Annotated in this window: 11 protein-coding genes and 1 pseudogene; 7 read left to right on the top strand and 5 right to left on the bottom strand. The window is 64.3% G+C overall.

Going from position 1 to position 15,731, the window contains the following annotated elements; genetic code table 11:
• Positions 1-73: 73 nt before the first annotated feature.
• The 4 genes from ALC15_RS29440 (at position 74) to ALC15_RS29425 (ending at position 3,870) form a co-directional block, all read left to right on the top strand.
• On the top strand, positions 74-508 hold the full coding sequence (locus ALC15_RS29440; protein WP_021082056.1) for a CBS domain-containing protein: 435 nt from the start codon (positions 74-76) through the stop codon (positions 506-508).
• A gap of 245 nt (positions 509-753) precedes the next feature.
• Positions 754-1,749: an NAD(P)H-dependent flavin oxidoreductase gene (locus tag ALC15_RS29435; protein ID WP_050630313.1), complete on the top strand. Its 996-nt coding sequence runs from the start codon at positions 754-756 to the stop codon at positions 1,747-1,749.
• Positions 1,750-1,845: 96 nt separating this feature from the next.
• A complete protein-coding gene (locus ALC15_RS29430; RefSeq protein WP_050630312.1) occupies positions 1,846-2,838 on the top strand; it encodes an alpha/beta hydrolase family protein in 993 nt (330 codons plus the stop codon).
• Between the two features lie 63 nt (positions 2,839-2,901).
• Positions 2,902-3,870, top strand: coding sequence for a zinc-binding dehydrogenase (locus ALC15_RS29425; protein WP_050630311.1), 969 nt, complete (start codon positions 2,902-2,904; stop codon positions 3,868-3,870).
• A 123-nt stretch (positions 3,871-3,993) separates the two neighbouring features.
• Here ALC15_RS29425 and ALC15_RS29420 read toward each other — a convergent pair whose 3' ends face one another.
• Both ALC15_RS29420 and ALC15_RS29415 read right to left on the bottom strand, forming a co-directional pair.
• A complete protein-coding gene (locus tag ALC15_RS29420; RefSeq protein ID WP_050630310.1) occupies positions 3,994-4,668 on the bottom strand; it encodes a phosphoribosylanthranilate isomerase in 675 nt (224 codons plus the stop codon).
• 65 nt (positions 4,669-4,733) lie between these two features.
• Complete coding sequence (locus tag ALC15_RS29415; RefSeq protein ID WP_198960998.1) at positions 4,734-5,228, bottom strand: septal ring lytic transglycosylase RlpA family protein; 495 nt, start codon at positions 5,226-5,228, stop codon at positions 4,734-4,736.
• A 494-nt stretch (positions 5,229-5,722) separates the two neighbouring features.
• On the opposite strand from ALC15_RS29415, the gene ALC15_RS29410 reads away from it, so the two are divergent.
• Entirely contained in the window at positions 5,723-6,565 is an 843-nt protein-coding gene (locus ALC15_RS29410; RefSeq protein ID WP_050630336.1) for a L,D-transpeptidase, read from the top strand.
• A 110-nt stretch (positions 6,566-6,675) separates the two neighbouring features.
• On the opposite strand, the gene ALC15_RS43580 is transcribed toward ALC15_RS29410, so the two are convergent.
• Positions 6,676-7,593, bottom strand: coding sequence for a hypothetical protein (locus ALC15_RS43580; RefSeq protein WP_128089624.1), 918 nt, complete (start codon positions 7,591-7,593; stop codon positions 6,676-6,678).
• 453 nt (positions 7,594-8,046) lie between these two features.
• Here ALC15_RS43580 and ALC15_RS29400 point away from each other — a divergent pair, with 453 nt between their 5' ends.
• Positions 8,047-9,435: a cation-efflux pump gene (locus ALC15_RS29400; protein WP_050630308.1), complete on the top strand. Its 1,389-nt coding sequence runs from the start codon at positions 8,047-8,049 to the stop codon at positions 9,433-9,435.
• Between the two features lie 192 nt (positions 9,436-9,627).
• Positions 9,628-11,949, top strand: a complete 2,322-nt coding sequence (locus tag ALC15_RS29395; RefSeq protein ID WP_050630307.1) for a sensor histidine kinase — start codon at positions 9,628-9,630, stop codon at positions 11,947-11,949.
• Here the strand turns inward: ALC15_RS29395 and mdoH are convergent.
• Together mdoH and ALC15_RS29385 are read right to left on the bottom strand one after the other, a co-directional pair.
• Positions 11,946-14,074 (bottom strand): annotated as a pseudogene (mdoH, locus tag ALC15_RS29390) (glucans biosynthesis glucosyltransferase MdoH). The gene ALC15_RS29395 and the pseudogene mdoH overlap by 4 nt on opposite strands.
• On the bottom strand, positions 14,062-15,576 hold the full coding sequence (locus ALC15_RS29385; protein ID WP_050630306.1) for a glucan biosynthesis protein G: 1,515 nt from the start codon (positions 15,574-15,576) through the stop codon (positions 14,062-14,064). The pseudogene mdoH and the gene ALC15_RS29385 overlap by 13 nt, the downstream one beginning before the upstream one ends.
• Positions 15,577-15,731: the final 155 nt, after the last annotated feature.

The raw sequence follows: 15,731 nt of genomic DNA, 5'->3' as shown, positions 1-15,731 counted from the left end.
TTCCGAGGCGGCGGCGTTGACAATTGGTATTTTGTATACCAGAATCCTGCCAACGATAACCAAGGAGGTTGCCATGCAAGTCGGAGATATCCTGCGCAAGAAGACCCCTCGCGTCGCCACGGTTCGCATGAACGAGACGGTGGCGATCGCCGCGCAACTGATGCGCGCCAGCAATATCAGCGCGCTCGTGGTCAAGGATGTCGTTCGCACCGAGGGCAACACCGCCGTCGGCATGTTCACCGAGCGCGACGTGGTGCGCGCGATCGCCGAGCACGGCGCCGCCGGCGCCGGCATGAAGGTCTCGCAACTGGTCTCGGTGCAGCAGCTCGTGTCATGCACCTCGAGCGACACGCTCGAGCACATCCGTCATCTGATGACCAAGCACCACATTCGCCACGTGCCGGTCATCGACAATTACAGCCTGATCGGCGTCGTCAGCATGCGCGACATCGCGGCCGCGTTCGACGAGGAAACCGCCGCGTCGAAGAAGGACGCCGTGCCGGCGTAACGAACATTCCGGCTGTCATTGCTCTCGGCCAGGCGCTGCGTGCGATCACCAGCGCCTGAGCAGATGACGAAAGACTTCTGCCCGCCCCTCGCCTGACCGCCGCGCCCCGACATTTCCGCATGGGCGCGCCGCAGGTCACCGGTAGACATTTGCCGGACAGGACTGCATCCTTCCCTCGACATCCAAAAACAACACCGTGCGCAGCCGTCCGCGTCGCGGAAAATTCCGATGGAAACGAGGGCAGAATGATCAAGACACGCTTCACCGAGATGTTCGGCGTCGACCACCCGATCGTGCAGGGCGGCATGCAATGGGTCGGCCGCGCGGAGCTGGTTGCCGCCGTCGCCAACGCCGGCGCGCTCGGCATGATCACCGCGCTGACGCAGCCGACGCCGGACGATCTGCGCAAGGAGATCGCGCGCTGCCGCGAGCTGACCGACAAGCCGTTCGGTGTGAACCTGACCATCCTGCCCGCGATCAAGCCGCCGCCTTACGCCGAATATCGCCAGGCCATCATCGAAAGCGGCATCAAGATCGTCGAGACCGCCGGCAACAAGCCGCAGGAGCATGTCGACGAGTTCAAGAAGCACGGCGTCAAGGTGCTGCACAAATGCACCAGCGTCCGCCACGCGCTGTCCGCCGAGCGGATGGGCGCCGACGCGATCTCGATCGACGGCTTCGAATGCGCCGGACATCCCGGCGAGGACGACACGCCCGGCCTGATCCTGATCCCGGCCGCCGCCGACAAGGTGAAGATCCCGATGATCGCCTCCGGCGGCTTCGGCGATGCCCGCGGCCTCGTCGCCGCGCTTGCGCTCGGCGCGGAGGGCATCAACATGGGCACGCGCTTCATGTGCACCAAGGAAAGCCCGATCCATCAGCTCGTGAAGGAACGCATCGTCGCCAATGACGAGCGCGAGACCGAGTTGATCTTCCGCACCATGCGCAACACCTCGCGCGTCGCCAAGAACGCGATCTCGACCAAGGTCGTTGCGATGGAGAAGGAAGGTGCCAAGTTCGAGGACGTCCGCGAGCTGGTCGCCGGCGCCCGCGGCAAGATGGTCTACGCGACAGGCGATGCCGACGAGGGCATCTGGTCGGCCGGCCAGGTGCAGGGCCTGATCCACGACATCCCGACCTGCGCCGAGCTGATATCCCGCATCGTGCACGAGGCGGAGGCGATCATCCGCGAACGGCTGGAGGCCATGATGTCCGGGGCCAAGCGCCAGGCTGCCGAATAGCGGACACCGGTTCGTGTAAAGACAGCGCGTCAAAATAGAAGCTAGAGCTTCGGTTCTGATTCAATCGGAACCGAAACCGCTCCAGCGGGGGTTTGCATGCGTTTGTTCAAGACGGCCGTTGCGGCCGCGCTCTGTCTGTCGACCGCGTGTGCAGACGCGGCCGGCCTGCGGCTCATCAAGGTGCGGTCCGACGGCGGCCCGCCGATGCAGATCGCGGTGTGGTCACCCTGCGCCGCGCCCGCAGGCGAGTTCCAGCTCAAGACCTCGACCTTGCCCGGAACTGCGGATTGCCCCGTGATCGGTGACAAGCTGCCGCTGGTCCTGATCTCGCACGGCTTCCGCGGCAGCTTCACCGGCCATCACGACACCGCCGAGACGCTCGCCGATGCCGGCTTCGTCGTGGTCGCGGTCAATCATCCCGTCGACACCGGCGCAGGCGACATGAGCCGGGCCGATACACTCGCCGTGCTGGTCGAGCGCTCCGCCGACATCAAGCGGGCGATCGACTACATGCTCGACGCATGGCCGGACCGCACCAAACTCGATCCCGGCAAGATCGGCTTCTTCGGCTTTTCGCGCGGCGGCTACACTGGCCTCGTCATCGCCGGCGCCAATCCGGATATCCGCAAGGCGACGGCCTTCTGCGATGTGCCCTACCGCAAGCCGAGCTGTGAAGAATTGCAACGCAACGAGCTTCCCGCGCAGGCTGTCGTGCATGACCCGCGCGTGAAGGCAATGGTGATCGCCGATCCGGCGTTCGGTCCGCTGTTCGATCGCGACGCATTGAAGGACGTGACGATCCCGACCCAGCTCTGGGCCTCCGAGCTCAGCGGCGAGGACAGGATCACCGAGATCAATCCCGGCTATGTCACGGAGATCAACCAGGCGCTGCCGATCAAGACGGATTATCACGTGGTCCCCAATGCCGGGCATTTCGTGTTCCTGGCGCCCTGCTCTGCAACCCTGGCGGCCAAACTGCCGAATGTCTGCACGGACCGGCCGGGCTTCGACCGCGTTGCGTTCCATAAGGAATTGAACGCTGACATCCTGGCCTTCTTCCGCAAGCAACTAGACGTCCATCAACCCTGACATCAATCCCCAAGTGCGCGACGTGCGTTGCGACACGCCTCGGCCAACAGCTGGAGAGAACCCATGAAAGCTTACGTGTACGGAGCCAACGGCCCTGAGATCACTGACGTCGCCAAGCCCGTCCCGAAGGGCACACAGGTGCTGGTCAAGGTTCATGCCTGCGGGCTGAACCGCGCCGATCTCGGCATGACCAAGGGCCACGCCCATGGCGCGGCCGGCGGCGTCGGCACCGTGCTCGGCATGGAATGGGCCGGCGAGGTTGCAGAGCTCGGGCCCGATGCCAAGGGCGTCAAGGTCGGCGACAGGATCATGGGCTCCGGCGGCGCGGCGTTCGCCGAGTACACGCTCGCCGATCACGGCAGGCTGTTCCGTTCACCGTCGAACATGAATTTCGAGGAGGCCGCCACCCTCCCCGTCGCGCTCGCCACCATGCACAACGCCGTCGTCACCAATGGCGCATTGCAGCCCGGCCAGACCGTCATGATCCAGGGCGCGAGCTCCGGCGTCGGCCTGATGGCGATGCAGATCGCAAAGCTGAAGGGCGCCAAGCTCGTGGTGGGCTCGTCGACGGATTCGATGCGCCGCGGCCGGCTCAAGGAGTTCGGCGCTGATCTTGCGGTGGACTCCAGGGATCCCGCCTGGGTCGATCAGGTGTTGCAGGCGACAGCAGGCGAAGGCGTCGATCTGATCGTCGACCAGATCTCCGGCCCGGTCGCGAACCAGAACCTGAAGGCAACCAAGGTCAAGGGCCGCATCGTCAATGTCGGCCGGCTCGGCGGCACCCATGGCGACTTCAACTTCGACCTGCACGCGGCGCGCCGCATCCAGTATATCGGCGTCACCTTCCGCACCCGTTCGATCGAGGAGGTCAGAGAGATCTTCGAGGAGGTGCGCAAGGACATCTGGCCCGCTGTCGAGGCGCGCAAGCTGCAGCTGCCGATCGACCAAGTCTACAAATTCGCCGACATCGGCAAGGCCTTCGAGCACATGGAAGCCAACAAGCACCTCGGCAAGATCGTGGTGACGCTGTAGCGGGGAGCGGCTTGGCGAAGCGCAATCCACAATCTTCTTCCGGAAGTACGGTAGATGACGTCGGAGCCTGTCATCGGGCCGCGCTTCGCGCGGACCCGATGGGTTAGTCCGCTCCACGCATCGCTATTGCGGACGCGCGATGTAACCGCTCTGCGCCGCGGCATGGAAAGCTCGGACCTTCGCCAAGTCCTTTGCGTGGGTGCCTTCACGGTCGGTCTTGGTTTTTGAGTCAACGCCCGCAGGCCGGACCGACCGGATGGCTTGCCTGACACTGTCCGGTCCGAGGCCACCAGCGAGTATGATCGGGCTACGAACGGTCTCGACAATCGTTCGACTAATGCTCCAGTCGTGCGTCACGCCCTGCGCCCCGATCTGGACGTCACCAATGCGATGACTATCAAGCAGGATCCAGTCGACGATTCCATCATATGCGCGCGCCACGTCCACCGCTTCAGGTCCCGTTACAGGTACGCTGCGCATGATTTTGGTTGTTGGCAGCAACTTTCGTAGCGCTATGACATGATCAGGCATGATCAATTCGTTTGAAGCGCCAAGATGCACGACGGGCGGATCAAGTTCCCTGGCCATCCGTTCGATGAGCGCGACATCCGCCGAGAGGAACAGCGCCGAAAGCACGGACGGTGCCCGGATCGCTTTCATGACAGCTGCTGCTTTGTGAACCGGAAGTTCGCGAGGAAAGGCGCCGTCGCCGACGAGCACGCCGACATGATCCACACCGATTGCGGAAATCGCCTCGGCTTCGAACGGTGTCGCCACTTCGTAGATTTGCGTCAGCATTGTTCTGCACCAGCCCCCCACGCATTTGAATAGGAGCGACAGCCCCGCCCTCGGTCAATAGCGGTTCAACCGACCGGTCCGGGGACCCAATAATCCCCCGCTAGCGGGCTAACCTTTACGTCGCTAATGACCCCGCGCTCCAGGCTCGGGTCGAAATAGCGCATCGTCCGCTCATTGAGGTCGATGATGCGGCCGGGCCTCAGTGGTCCCACATCGTTTATCTTGACGATGACCTTCTTGCCGACAGCCTCGACCAGGGCATATTTCGGCCTCGCGCCAAATTCGACCCCACCAAACTTCCGACGCAGGCTTGTCTTGATGGCAGCCGCCCAGACGGAGCGATCATAGCGCTCGCCGGAGGCTGTGCTCGGACCGCCCTCCTCCTTGCCGGGCTCGAACGGATTGTACATGGATGCTGCGCCAACGATCGCATCGCCACAAGCAGCATTGACGACGGCGCTTGAATGAACCGAACCGATTTCACTTCCTGCAGCGGTGCCAAAAATGGCGAACGCAACCACGGCGCCGCAAACTGCGGCGCTCGAGCCGAACAGCATCATAACTCCTTGACTGATTTTTCTCGATCGTTGGTTCCCGATTCCGCAAAACATGGCCGGGTAAACGTGGAGGCGTTAACTCGGGGCCAGTTCTTCGCGGATTCGTGCCAATTCCGGCGACGGAACCATTGTGGGAACCACGCCGGTCCCACACAGTGTTTTTAATTCTCGTCCGGTTAAGACAGAGAATGCGTCAGCAACATGACTGAACGGGTCTCCTTCGACGGCGCCTGAAAAGCGTATCGGCATCTTCCGCCCCCCTCGATCGGGCACGTAGAGCCGATTAGCGAAGCGCAATCCGCCATGTTCTGCCGGATGCACGGCGGATGCGCCGGAGCCCGTCATCAGGCCGCGCTTCGCGCGGACCCCGGTGGGCCAATCCGCCCTGCGTGCTGGCGTTAACGATGCTTAACGACTTTCAGCCCGAGCAAGCTCGCTTCGCAGTTTGTTAGAATTTGCTCGGTACCTCGTCCAGGCACAGGGACTTGGGGAAAGATATGGCAAAGCGGGCAAAACGTGCGAAGACGGAAACGCTCGCACTACCAATGGCCGGACGAGTTGCAATTGGCGTCATGGCCGCCGCCGCATTGGGGTACGGTTTGCTGTCTCGCCCGGCGAGCATTCAACCGACAAAAAAATCGACCGCGCATCAAGCCCTCGCGCTGTCGGCTCCAGTTCCAGCTCGCACACCAACTCCAGTTCACGTCCCAACGCCGGCGCCGGCTCCGGCTCCTGTCTCGGCTCCTGTCGCGGCTCCCATCTCGACCCCGGCGCCTCGGGTCGAAACACCGAAATCCGCTGTCGCACCCGCAAGACTCGATCGGCAGGTGGTTGACTATGTCAGCCACCAGGCGCCGGGCACCGTCGTCATCGATACCGAGAACACGTTCCTCTATCTCGTTCTGAACGACGGGCAAGCGATGCGCTACGGCATCGGTGTCGGCCGCGAAGGCTTCACATGGTCCGGTGAACAGACCGTGGCCCGCAAGACAGCATGGCCGGATTGGCGTCCGCCTGCGGAGATGATTTCGCGTCAACCTTATCTGCCGCGGTTCATGGCAGGCGGCCCCGGAAATCCGCTTGGCGCCCGGGCGATGTATCTCGGCGAAACCGAATATCGAATTCACGGCACCAACAAACCCGATACGATCGGGAAGCGGGTTTCGTCCGGCTGCATCCGGCTGACCAATGACGACGTCACGGACCTTTATGAGCGGGTGAAAATCGGAGCGAAAGTGATCGTGCTGCCGGGAGCCGCCGCCCGTCGACCATCCCAGGGAACGGCGCCCGACGCCGCCTTCCGGGCACCGGACCCGGCATCACCGTCGCAACGCTCATGATGTGCCAGGTCTTCGTGTGCCAGGTCTTCATGCGCTAGGGTCTTCATGTGCCCAGTCTTCGCGATCATCACGGGTGCCGTGGCGCGATCCGATGATCGCCGCGTCGACCGCTACCAGTCGTCGTAGAGCCACTCCCTTGGCGGCATGCGAGGCGGCGCCCTCGCGTAGGGCGGCTCATATGTCCGCTGGGGCTTGCGCGGGGCTGGAGCCGGCTGCGTCGGAGGCGCTGCTGTCGTCTTCGGCTCGGAAACCTTCGCCAGCGCCCGTTTCAATTCCTCCTGGCTTGCCTTCAGCTCCTCGATGGCTTTGGAGCTCTCGCGGGCCGTCTGTTGCTGCTCCGCCTTGAGCTGTTCGATGTTTCGCTGCACGTTCGCGAGATCGCGCGCGATGGTTTGCAGAAGTTCGGATTGATCGGGAAGCGCTGCAGCAGCTGGCGGCGCAGTATCCTGCGTCGCTTTCGGCGCGGCGTCCTGCGTTGCGGTCGAAGGCGGCGCCGGCGCGGGCGCCGGTTGCGGTGGTGCGGGCTCCGCCGCCGCAACTTGAACGGCAGTCGCAGCGGGCTGCGCGGGAAGCGGCGGGTCTTTCGGCGGCAATGATGGCGCGGAGGCGAGCTGCGGCACCCAGCGGGCGACAACCAGCTTGGCTCTCGCACCATACGACGACTGCGAAGCCAGGACGGCGACGATGACACACGCCGCCATCGACAAGGCGGCAAGGGCCCGGAACGCCGGCCTTCCGGACGACGGTTGCGGGCCGGGTTCGAGCGCAGCAGGTCCGGACGAAGCACCAGGACCGGACGAAGCAGCAGGCCCGACCGCGGGCGGGACAGGTTCAGCCGACGGAGGTGGCGGCGGCGACGGAGGCGGCGACGCCGCGTCGCGCTCCAGCTTGGCAAGCTGCTCGCTCAGCCGCGTGAGCTCTTCATCAGCGCGGACGATCTGCTTATGGGCTTCCGCCAGCCGCTCATCGGCGCTGGCGGCCGGGCCTGCACCAGGTTCACCTGGATTCGGAGTGGATGCGGAGTTCATTGGCCTGTCCCTCTTCCGTCCAATGTCATCCAAGACTGCCGTCTCGGCTATCCATCAGGTTGATCAGCGCCCAGCCTCCCGTTCAGTCTTGTCCAAGCAACGCCATGATAGCGTGCTTGACGTCTCGTGATAAGCAGGATCGCGCCGTTGCGGTGATGATGACTGTTGCCCGTTCGACACGACCGGCAACTCAGCGAAACGCATCAATCCCTCGCTGCAAATTAACTTCGTTTTATCAGAATTGCAATTGCGAGACCGCGGGTGCCGCGCACACGCGGGATTCCCTGCGCCCTCTACGAAGGCGAACTGCGCAAGACTTTCGGTGTCGTCCTCGCGCAAGCCAGGACGACGGCTTGATTGGCACAATGATGCTCTTGCGAGTGAGTTGCGATTGCGCATCGCAAACGACGGCTGACACTTGATGTTCACGGACTCCCTGCTACACCGCCGCCCATGACCTCTTCAAACACCAGCACATCCTCGACCAAGACATCCGTCGCCGCGATCTCGATCCTCGCCAGCGGCAGCATGGCCGTCGCGAAATTCGTCGTCGGCATCGCCATCGGATCGCTGGCGCTGATATCAGAGGCGCTGCACTCGTCGATCGACCTGGTCGCCACCATCATCACCTGGGCGGTGGTGCGGGTGTCGGATCAGCCGGCCGACGCCGAGCATCATTACGGCCATGGTAAGTTCGAGAGCGTCTCGGCGCTTGGCGTCATCGCCATGCTCTATGTGCTGGCCGGCGGCATCCTGGTGCAGGCCTACAGCCATTTGCGCGAGGGCGCGCCGCCGCCGTCGATCTCGGCCATTCCCTTCATCGTTCTCCTCCTCGATATCGGCGTCAATCTGTGGCGCGCCCGCGCGCTGCATCGCGCCGCGCGCGACACCAAGAGCCAGGCGCTGGCCGCCGACGCGCTGCATTTCGCTTCCGACGTGATGGGCTCGACCGCGGTCATCGTCGGCTTGGTGCTGGCGGGCCTGGGCTTCCGGTGGGGCGACGCCGCGGCGGCGATCGCGGTCGCCGTGATGATCGCCCTGCTCGGCCTGCGCATGGCGCGGGAGACGGTCGAGACCCTGCTCGACCGCGCGCCCGAAGGCGCGCTGGAAAAGGCCACCGCCGCCATCAAGGCCGTGCCGGGCGTGGTCGACGTCGACCGCCTGCGGGTCCGCATGGTCGGCGCGACGCATTTCATCGACGCCATCGCCAAAGTGCCGCGCACCTACCCGATCGACCGCGTCGAGGACATCAAGCGCCGGGCGCAGGAGGCGATGAGCAAGACGTTCGGCGATGCCGACCTCACCTTCACCGCGGTTCCGGTGGCGCGCGACAATGAGAGCGTGCGCGAGCGCATCATGGTGATCGCGCGCAATTCAGGCCTCGCCATCCACCATGTCACCGTCCACGACATCGACGGCAAGCTGATCGTCGGCATCGACCTCGAGGTCGACAGCAACATGGCACTGGAGGCCGCGCACGACATCGCCCACGAGCTCGAGCGCGCGATCCGCGAGGACTTCGGCGAGGACGTCGAAGTCGATACCCATATCGAGCCGCTCGAACCGGAACTGCCGTGGGGAACCGACGCCGCGCCCGACCGGGTCGAGGCCATCAAGACCGCGCTGACCGGATTTGCCGATGGCGGCGCGATCCATGACATCCACAATGTGCGGGTCCGCAACACCGATGCCGGCGAGATCGTGAACTTCCATTGCCGCGCCGAGCCTTCGATGAGTGTGATCAAGGTGCACGAAAGCGTCGACGAGATCGAACGCAAACTGCGCCGCGCGTTCCCGACCGTGAAGCGTGTGATCAGTCACGCAGAACCGGCGCGCGCGTAATTCTACGGAGCCGTTCTCCTTTCGGACTCACTTTGAGTAACCCGATTCTGTTTTTGACAAGAATTATTTCGCATTAACGAATCGTTGACTCTCGACAGTCCCGGAAATCTGGATTCAAATGATCATGATTCGGATGCATCGTGGGGAGCATCCGATCCGGGTAAAAATCAGCTTAGAGCGGGGGTCTAAGGCATGGCGCGCGCGCATGCAGCGAACGCGTGCGTCCAATCCGATTCGATCAAGGGATTGGCGCAATCGATCGCAAAACCGGCCTATCACAGGCTCTTGACGGCCGAGCCTGCACTGCGCCGCGCTGTACCTACGCTCATCATCGCCTTCCTCATCACGATTTGCCTCGGCGCCTTCGTCCAGGTGATCGACCAGAACCGGCAGAAGCGCGGCGCGATGAAGCGCGATCTTGCCGCGCTCTCCGACATTCTCGCCGAACGTCTCGATCGCCTGACCTCGGTGCGGCGCGAGCGGCTCGCCAATATCGAGAAGCTGCAGGAGCTGCTGCCGGACCTGATCCCGTCCTGGGGCATCGCCTACGGCCGTCACGTCATCATCACCAGCGCCGATCACCGCGTGCTGGCGCGCGTGCCGATCGACGGTAGCGGCGAGACCGACCGCGTCCTCGACATCGTCTCCACCGCGCAGCTCATGATCGCGCCGGGCCAGCAGGGCGCGGTCAACGACATGACGCTGCCGAACGGCACCAACGCGCTGGCGATCTCGCAACTCATCAAGTCGCTCCCCGGCCAGGTCGTCGTCATCCAGGAGATGAACGAGCCGATCTGGGGATCGGACGCCGCGCTCTCGGTGACGCTGTCGGCGACCACGAGTTTCGTGGTGCTGATCCTCGGCTTCGCCTTCCACTGGCAATCGACCCGCGCCCGCGAGGGCGACCTGATCAACGACGCCGTGCGCGGCCGTATCGACACCGCGCTCAACCGCGGCCGCTGCGGCTTGTGGGACTGGGACCTGTCGCGCGGCCGGATCTTCTGGTCGCAGTCGATGTTCACCCTGCTCGGCCTCGACAGCCGCAACGACCTCCTCACCTTCGGCGAGGTCAACGCGCTGGTGAACTCAGACGACATCAACCTGTTCGACATCGCCGACCAGCTGATCTCGAACAAGATCGACCACATCGACCAGAGCTTTCGTATGCGCCATGTCGGCGGCCACTGGATCTGGCTGCGCGTGCGCTGCGAGCTCAGCCACGCCGCGGCCGATGGCGGCCTGCATCTGATCGGCATCGCGGTCGACATCACCGAGCAAAAGAGCCTCGCCGAGAAGTCGGTGGAAGCCGACCTCCGCCTGCGCGACGCGATCGAGACCATTCCTGAGGCCTTCGTGCTCTGGGATGCCGATGACCGCCTCGTGCTCTGCAACTCGCACTTCCAGCGCCTCCACAAGCTGCCCGACACCGCCGTCAGCCCCGGCACCTCCTACGAGACCGTGATCGAGGTCGGCAGCATGCCCGAGGTGCGCACCCGCCTGCACGAGAGCGGCGTGCCGGCGCCGGGCGCCCGCACCTTCGAGGCTCAGCTCGACGACGGCAGCTGGCTGCACATCAGCGAGCGCCGCACCAAGGACGGCGGCTACGTCTCCGTCGGCACCGACATCACCCGCATCAAGGCGCACGAGCAGAAGCTGGTCGACAACGATCTCCGCCTGCGCGCCAGCGTGATCGACCTGCAGCGCTCGCAGTCCGAGCTAGAACGGCAGGCGGTCGAGCTCGCCGACCTCGCCGAGAAGTACTCGCAGGAAAAGACCCGCGCCGAGGACGCCAACGCCGCAAAGTCGAAGTTCCTCGCCAATATGAGCCATGAGCTGCGCACGCCGCTCAACGCCATCATCGGCTTCTCCGAGATCATGGGCTCTGGCCTGTTCGGCACGCTCGGCTCGGACAAGTACGAAGAGTACTGTCACGACATCCTGACCTCGGGGAAATACCTGCTCGAGGTCATCAACGACATTCTCGACATGTCGAAGATCGAGGCCGGCCGCATGAAGTTCGACATGGAGCCGCTCGACCTCTCCGGCATCCTTGCCGAGTCGCTGCGGGTGGTGTCCGGCCGCGCCGAGCACAAGGGCCTGTCGCTGGAATCGGATATCGAAAGCACGATCTCGGTCGTCGCCGACCGCCGCTCGGTCAAGCAGATCATCGTCAACCTGCTCTCCAACGCCGTGAAGTTCACGCCGGACAACGGCCGCGTGCTGGTGCGCGGCCAGATGCTGGACGACTCGATCGTGCTGCTGATCGCCGACAGCGGCATCGGCATCGCGCCGGACTCGCTGCGGCGGCTCGGCAAGCCGTTCGAGCAGGTCGAGAGCCAGCTCACCAAGAGCTACCAGGGCTCGGGCCTCGGACTTGCGATCGCGCGCTCGCTGACCAACCTGCACGGCGGCTCGATGAAGCTGCGCTCCAAGCTCGGCGTCGGCACCGTGGTCCGCGTCACCCTGCCGCGCGATCCGCGCGCGCTGCTGACCAGGCTTCCGGAAGCGGCCTAGCCCCCACGCGACTTCGCGAGCACCCCTTCCAGCAACGCGGGATCGCCGAGGACAGCCAGTGTCTCGCGCGGCGTGAGATGGCGGGCCGCCTCATCGAAGCTGTCGCTGGCCTCGATGCGCGCGCGGGCCACCGCAAGATGAAGGTCGATCTCGCCCGGGCCACCGCGCCGCGCCGGCGGCAGCGACGACAGATGACGTTGCAGCAGGCCGGTATCCTGCCGCAGCGCCGCGAGCGCCGGGGCCGACGCGTGGGCCGGCGCCGCCGCCAATTCGTTGGCACGGACCAGCACGCTGGGCGGTCCGCTTTCCTCCGGCGTCACGAACAGCGCGCGCATCGCGGGCTTGGCGGTCCAGGCCCCGATCGGGATCGCAAACAAGAGACCTGATATCACCGGCGACATCCAGAGCAGCAGCGGCAACGACACCGCGTACGCGCTGATCGCCATCGCGACACCGCAAACGGTAGGAATCCCATACTTCCGATACAGCTCCCGCCGCTCGACCGCGCCATCGTCGCGGCGTTGCGTCTGCCAGCCCGCATCTCGCCCGAGCAGGATCTCGACGACGGCGATCGACTGGAACACCATCATGACCGGCGCGATCATCGCCGAGATCAGCACCTCGGCGAGGACGCCTGCAAGCGTGCGGAAGCCGCCGCCGAATTGCCGGCGCACGTCCCGCCTCGTCAGCAGCAGGATGAAGCCGAGCAGCTTGGGCACGATCAGCAGCGCCATGGTGAGACCGAACACCCAGGCGGCGAGCACCGGGTCCTGCGCCGGCCAGTTCGGGAACAGCGAGAAGCCCTTCGGAAAATACTCCGGGCGAATAAAGCGCGCCTGCAACGAGATCAGGATTCCGAGCAGCAGGAACGACAGCCACATCGGCGCGGTGATGTAGGAGCCGATCCCGGCCATGAAATGCAGCCGCGAGATCCAGTGCAGCCGGCGCGTGGTCAGCACGGCGAGATGCTGCAGATTGCCCTGGCACCAGCGCCGGTCGCGCGCGGCGAAATCCAACAGCGACGGCGGAACCTCCTCGAAGCTGCCGCCGAGCGTCGGCGCCATGTAGATGCCCCAGCCGGCGCGCCGCATCAGCGCCGCCTCGACGAAATCGTGGCTCAGGATATGACCGCCGAACGGCTTGGGTCCGGATAATTCAGGCAGGCCGGCCTGCTCCGCGAATGCCTGGATCCTGATGATGGCATTGTGCCCCCAATAATTGCCCTCGGAGCCGTGCCACCATGCCACGCCGGCCGCGACCATCGGTCCGTAGAGCCGGCCGGCGAATTGCTGCAGGCGGCTGAACAGGCTGCGCGCATTGACGATGACCGGCAGCGTCTGCAGCAGCGCCGCCTGCGGATTGGTCTCCATGGCATGAGCCATCCGCACCATGGTGTCGCCCGACATCAGGCTGTCGGCGTCGAGCACGATCATGAACTGATAGGCGCCGCCAAACCGCGTGATCCACTCGCCGAGATTGCCGGCCTTCCGCGCCGTATTATCTGCGCGATGCCGGTAGTAGAGCCTGCCTCCGCAGGCATCGCTGAGCGCGAGAAACGCCCGTTCCTCAGCGATCCAGATGTCGGGATCTCGCGTGTCGCTCAGCACGAACCAGTCGAAGCTTCCGCCCTGCCCGGTCGCTTCGATGGACTCGTAGATGGCGCGCAGGCGCGCCATCAGTTGATGCGGATTCTCGTTGTAGGTCGGAAGCAGCACCGCGGTCCGGCTCGCAAGCTGCGGCAACGGACCATCATCGCGGATCGGCAGCGCGTTGCCCTTGCGCCGAAGCAGCACGAAGAAGCCGGCCAGTCCCGAGGCGAACGAGAACGCGATCCAGGCGAGCAGTGCGACGAACAGCGCCAGCACCATCCATTCCATGATCGTCACGCCGCCGACCTGGACCACCATGTACATTTCGTAGGCGCCCGCACCGGTCAGCGCGACGGACATTATCAGGATGAACGCGCGGCGCATCAACATGCCCGCTCCGACCGACACCGGCTTGCTCACCGCGCGCGCGGCTGGCCGAGATCGGCCGCCGCCATCGCGAGCGGGCTCTCTTGTGGGAGGAAACCTTCGGCCGCTGGTGCGACGTCGGGACGAGGCGACGTGACTATGGCGCCCATCGATAGACCCAGATCTCCGACAGCGGCTTGTCATCCTGCGCCAGGTGGGCGCGCAGCTCGATCGGATCCTTCTTGACGGCACACTGGAAGCTGAGCCGCCATCCGCCCGTATTCGGATTCGGCTGCGTGACGATGTTGGTGATCTCGGCCTTCTCGGCTGTCACGACGCCCTTGATGGTGGCGGGATCGATCCCCTTCAGATTGTCACCGAACAGGTCGAGCACGAACAGCTTGCTGCCCTCGCCATGCCCGCCGATGCCGGTGCGGGTGAAGCGCGCCAGCGAATGCGGCTTCGGCGCGTCCGGCCCCCAGTGCAGACGATAGGTGAGATTGGTCTCGCTCTTGGCCTTGAGCGGCGCCTTCGGCCGCCAGAACGCGGCGATGTTGTCGTGAATCTCTTCCTTGGTCGGAATCTCGATCAGGATCACCGCGCCCTCGCTCCAGTCGCCGATCGGCTCGACCCACAGGCTCGGGCGCTTCTCGAAGCTCGATTCGATGTCCTGATAGGCGAAGAAATTCTTCTCCCGCTGCATCAGTCCGAAGCCGTGCGGATTGATGTCCTGGAACGTGCTGATCTGGAGATCGCGCGGATTGCTCAGCGGACGCCACAGGCTCTCGCCCTTGCCGTTATAGATCGCAAGCCCGTCGGAATCGTGCACGGATGGCCTGAAATCATCGACCTCGTTGCGATCGTTCGGCCCGAAGAAGAACATGCTCGTCATCGGTGCGACGCCGGCATGTTCGAGATCGGCGCGCGGATAGAGCGTGGCCTCGACATCGAACACCGTCGTCTTCCCCGGCCTGATCGTGAAACGATAGCTCGCCGCGCAGCTCTTGCTGTCGAGCAAGGCATGAATGACCAGCGAGGTCGCATTGGGCACCGGACGCTCGAGCCAGAACGCCTTGAAGAACGGAAACTCCTCGCCCTTCGCCTCACCGGTATCGATCGACAGGCCGCGCGCCGACAGGCCGTAGGTTTCACCCTTGGCGACCGCGCGGAAATAGCTTGCGCCGAGGAAGACGCAGACCTCGTCGTAATAGTCCGGCTTGTTGATCGGCGCGTGGATACGAAATCCGGCAAAGCCGAGATCGGTCTCGGTGAACGCGGGCACGGCCTCGCCGAAGGAAAACATATCCTTGCTGTATTTGACTTCGCTGACCTTGCCGTCGGCGACCTCGAAGATACTGACCTTATTCTTGTAGAAGAAACCACGGTGAAAGAACTGCGCCTCGAACGGCAGCTTCGCGCCGCGCCACAGCGCGCGCTCCGGCACGAAGCGGATCGAGCGGTACTGATCGTAATTCAGGTCCGTCAAGCCGTTCGGCAGCTTCTCGTCCGGCGCCTCGAATGACTTGCTCGCGAGATTGCGGGCGAGCTCCTTCACCATCGACGGATCGAAGGCTGCGTCCGACGTGTTCCCGGCGGCTACGGCCTCTCGCTGCGGCAACAGCAATAGTGTCGGCAGCACGGCCGATCCATGGAGTAATTGGCGACGATTCAAGGCGGCTCCTGCTGGCTGATCGGGACGCCGCAATGAAACCGTTCAATCGTCCGTGAGTTCCACTATTGCTGCGTGAAGCAGAAGATTGCGTTCAGCGCCCGGCCCGGCGCGCCGCAGCGGGAACCGTCGTGAAAGAGCCGCGGAGAATGCCCGCG

The sequence above is a fragment of the Bradyrhizobium viridifuturi genome (genome assembly GCF_001238275.1).
Taxonomy (GTDB): domain Bacteria; phylum Pseudomonadota; class Alphaproteobacteria; order Rhizobiales; family Xanthobacteraceae; genus Bradyrhizobium; species Bradyrhizobium viridifuturi.
This window is presented reverse-complemented; position numbering and strand designations above follow the sequence as displayed.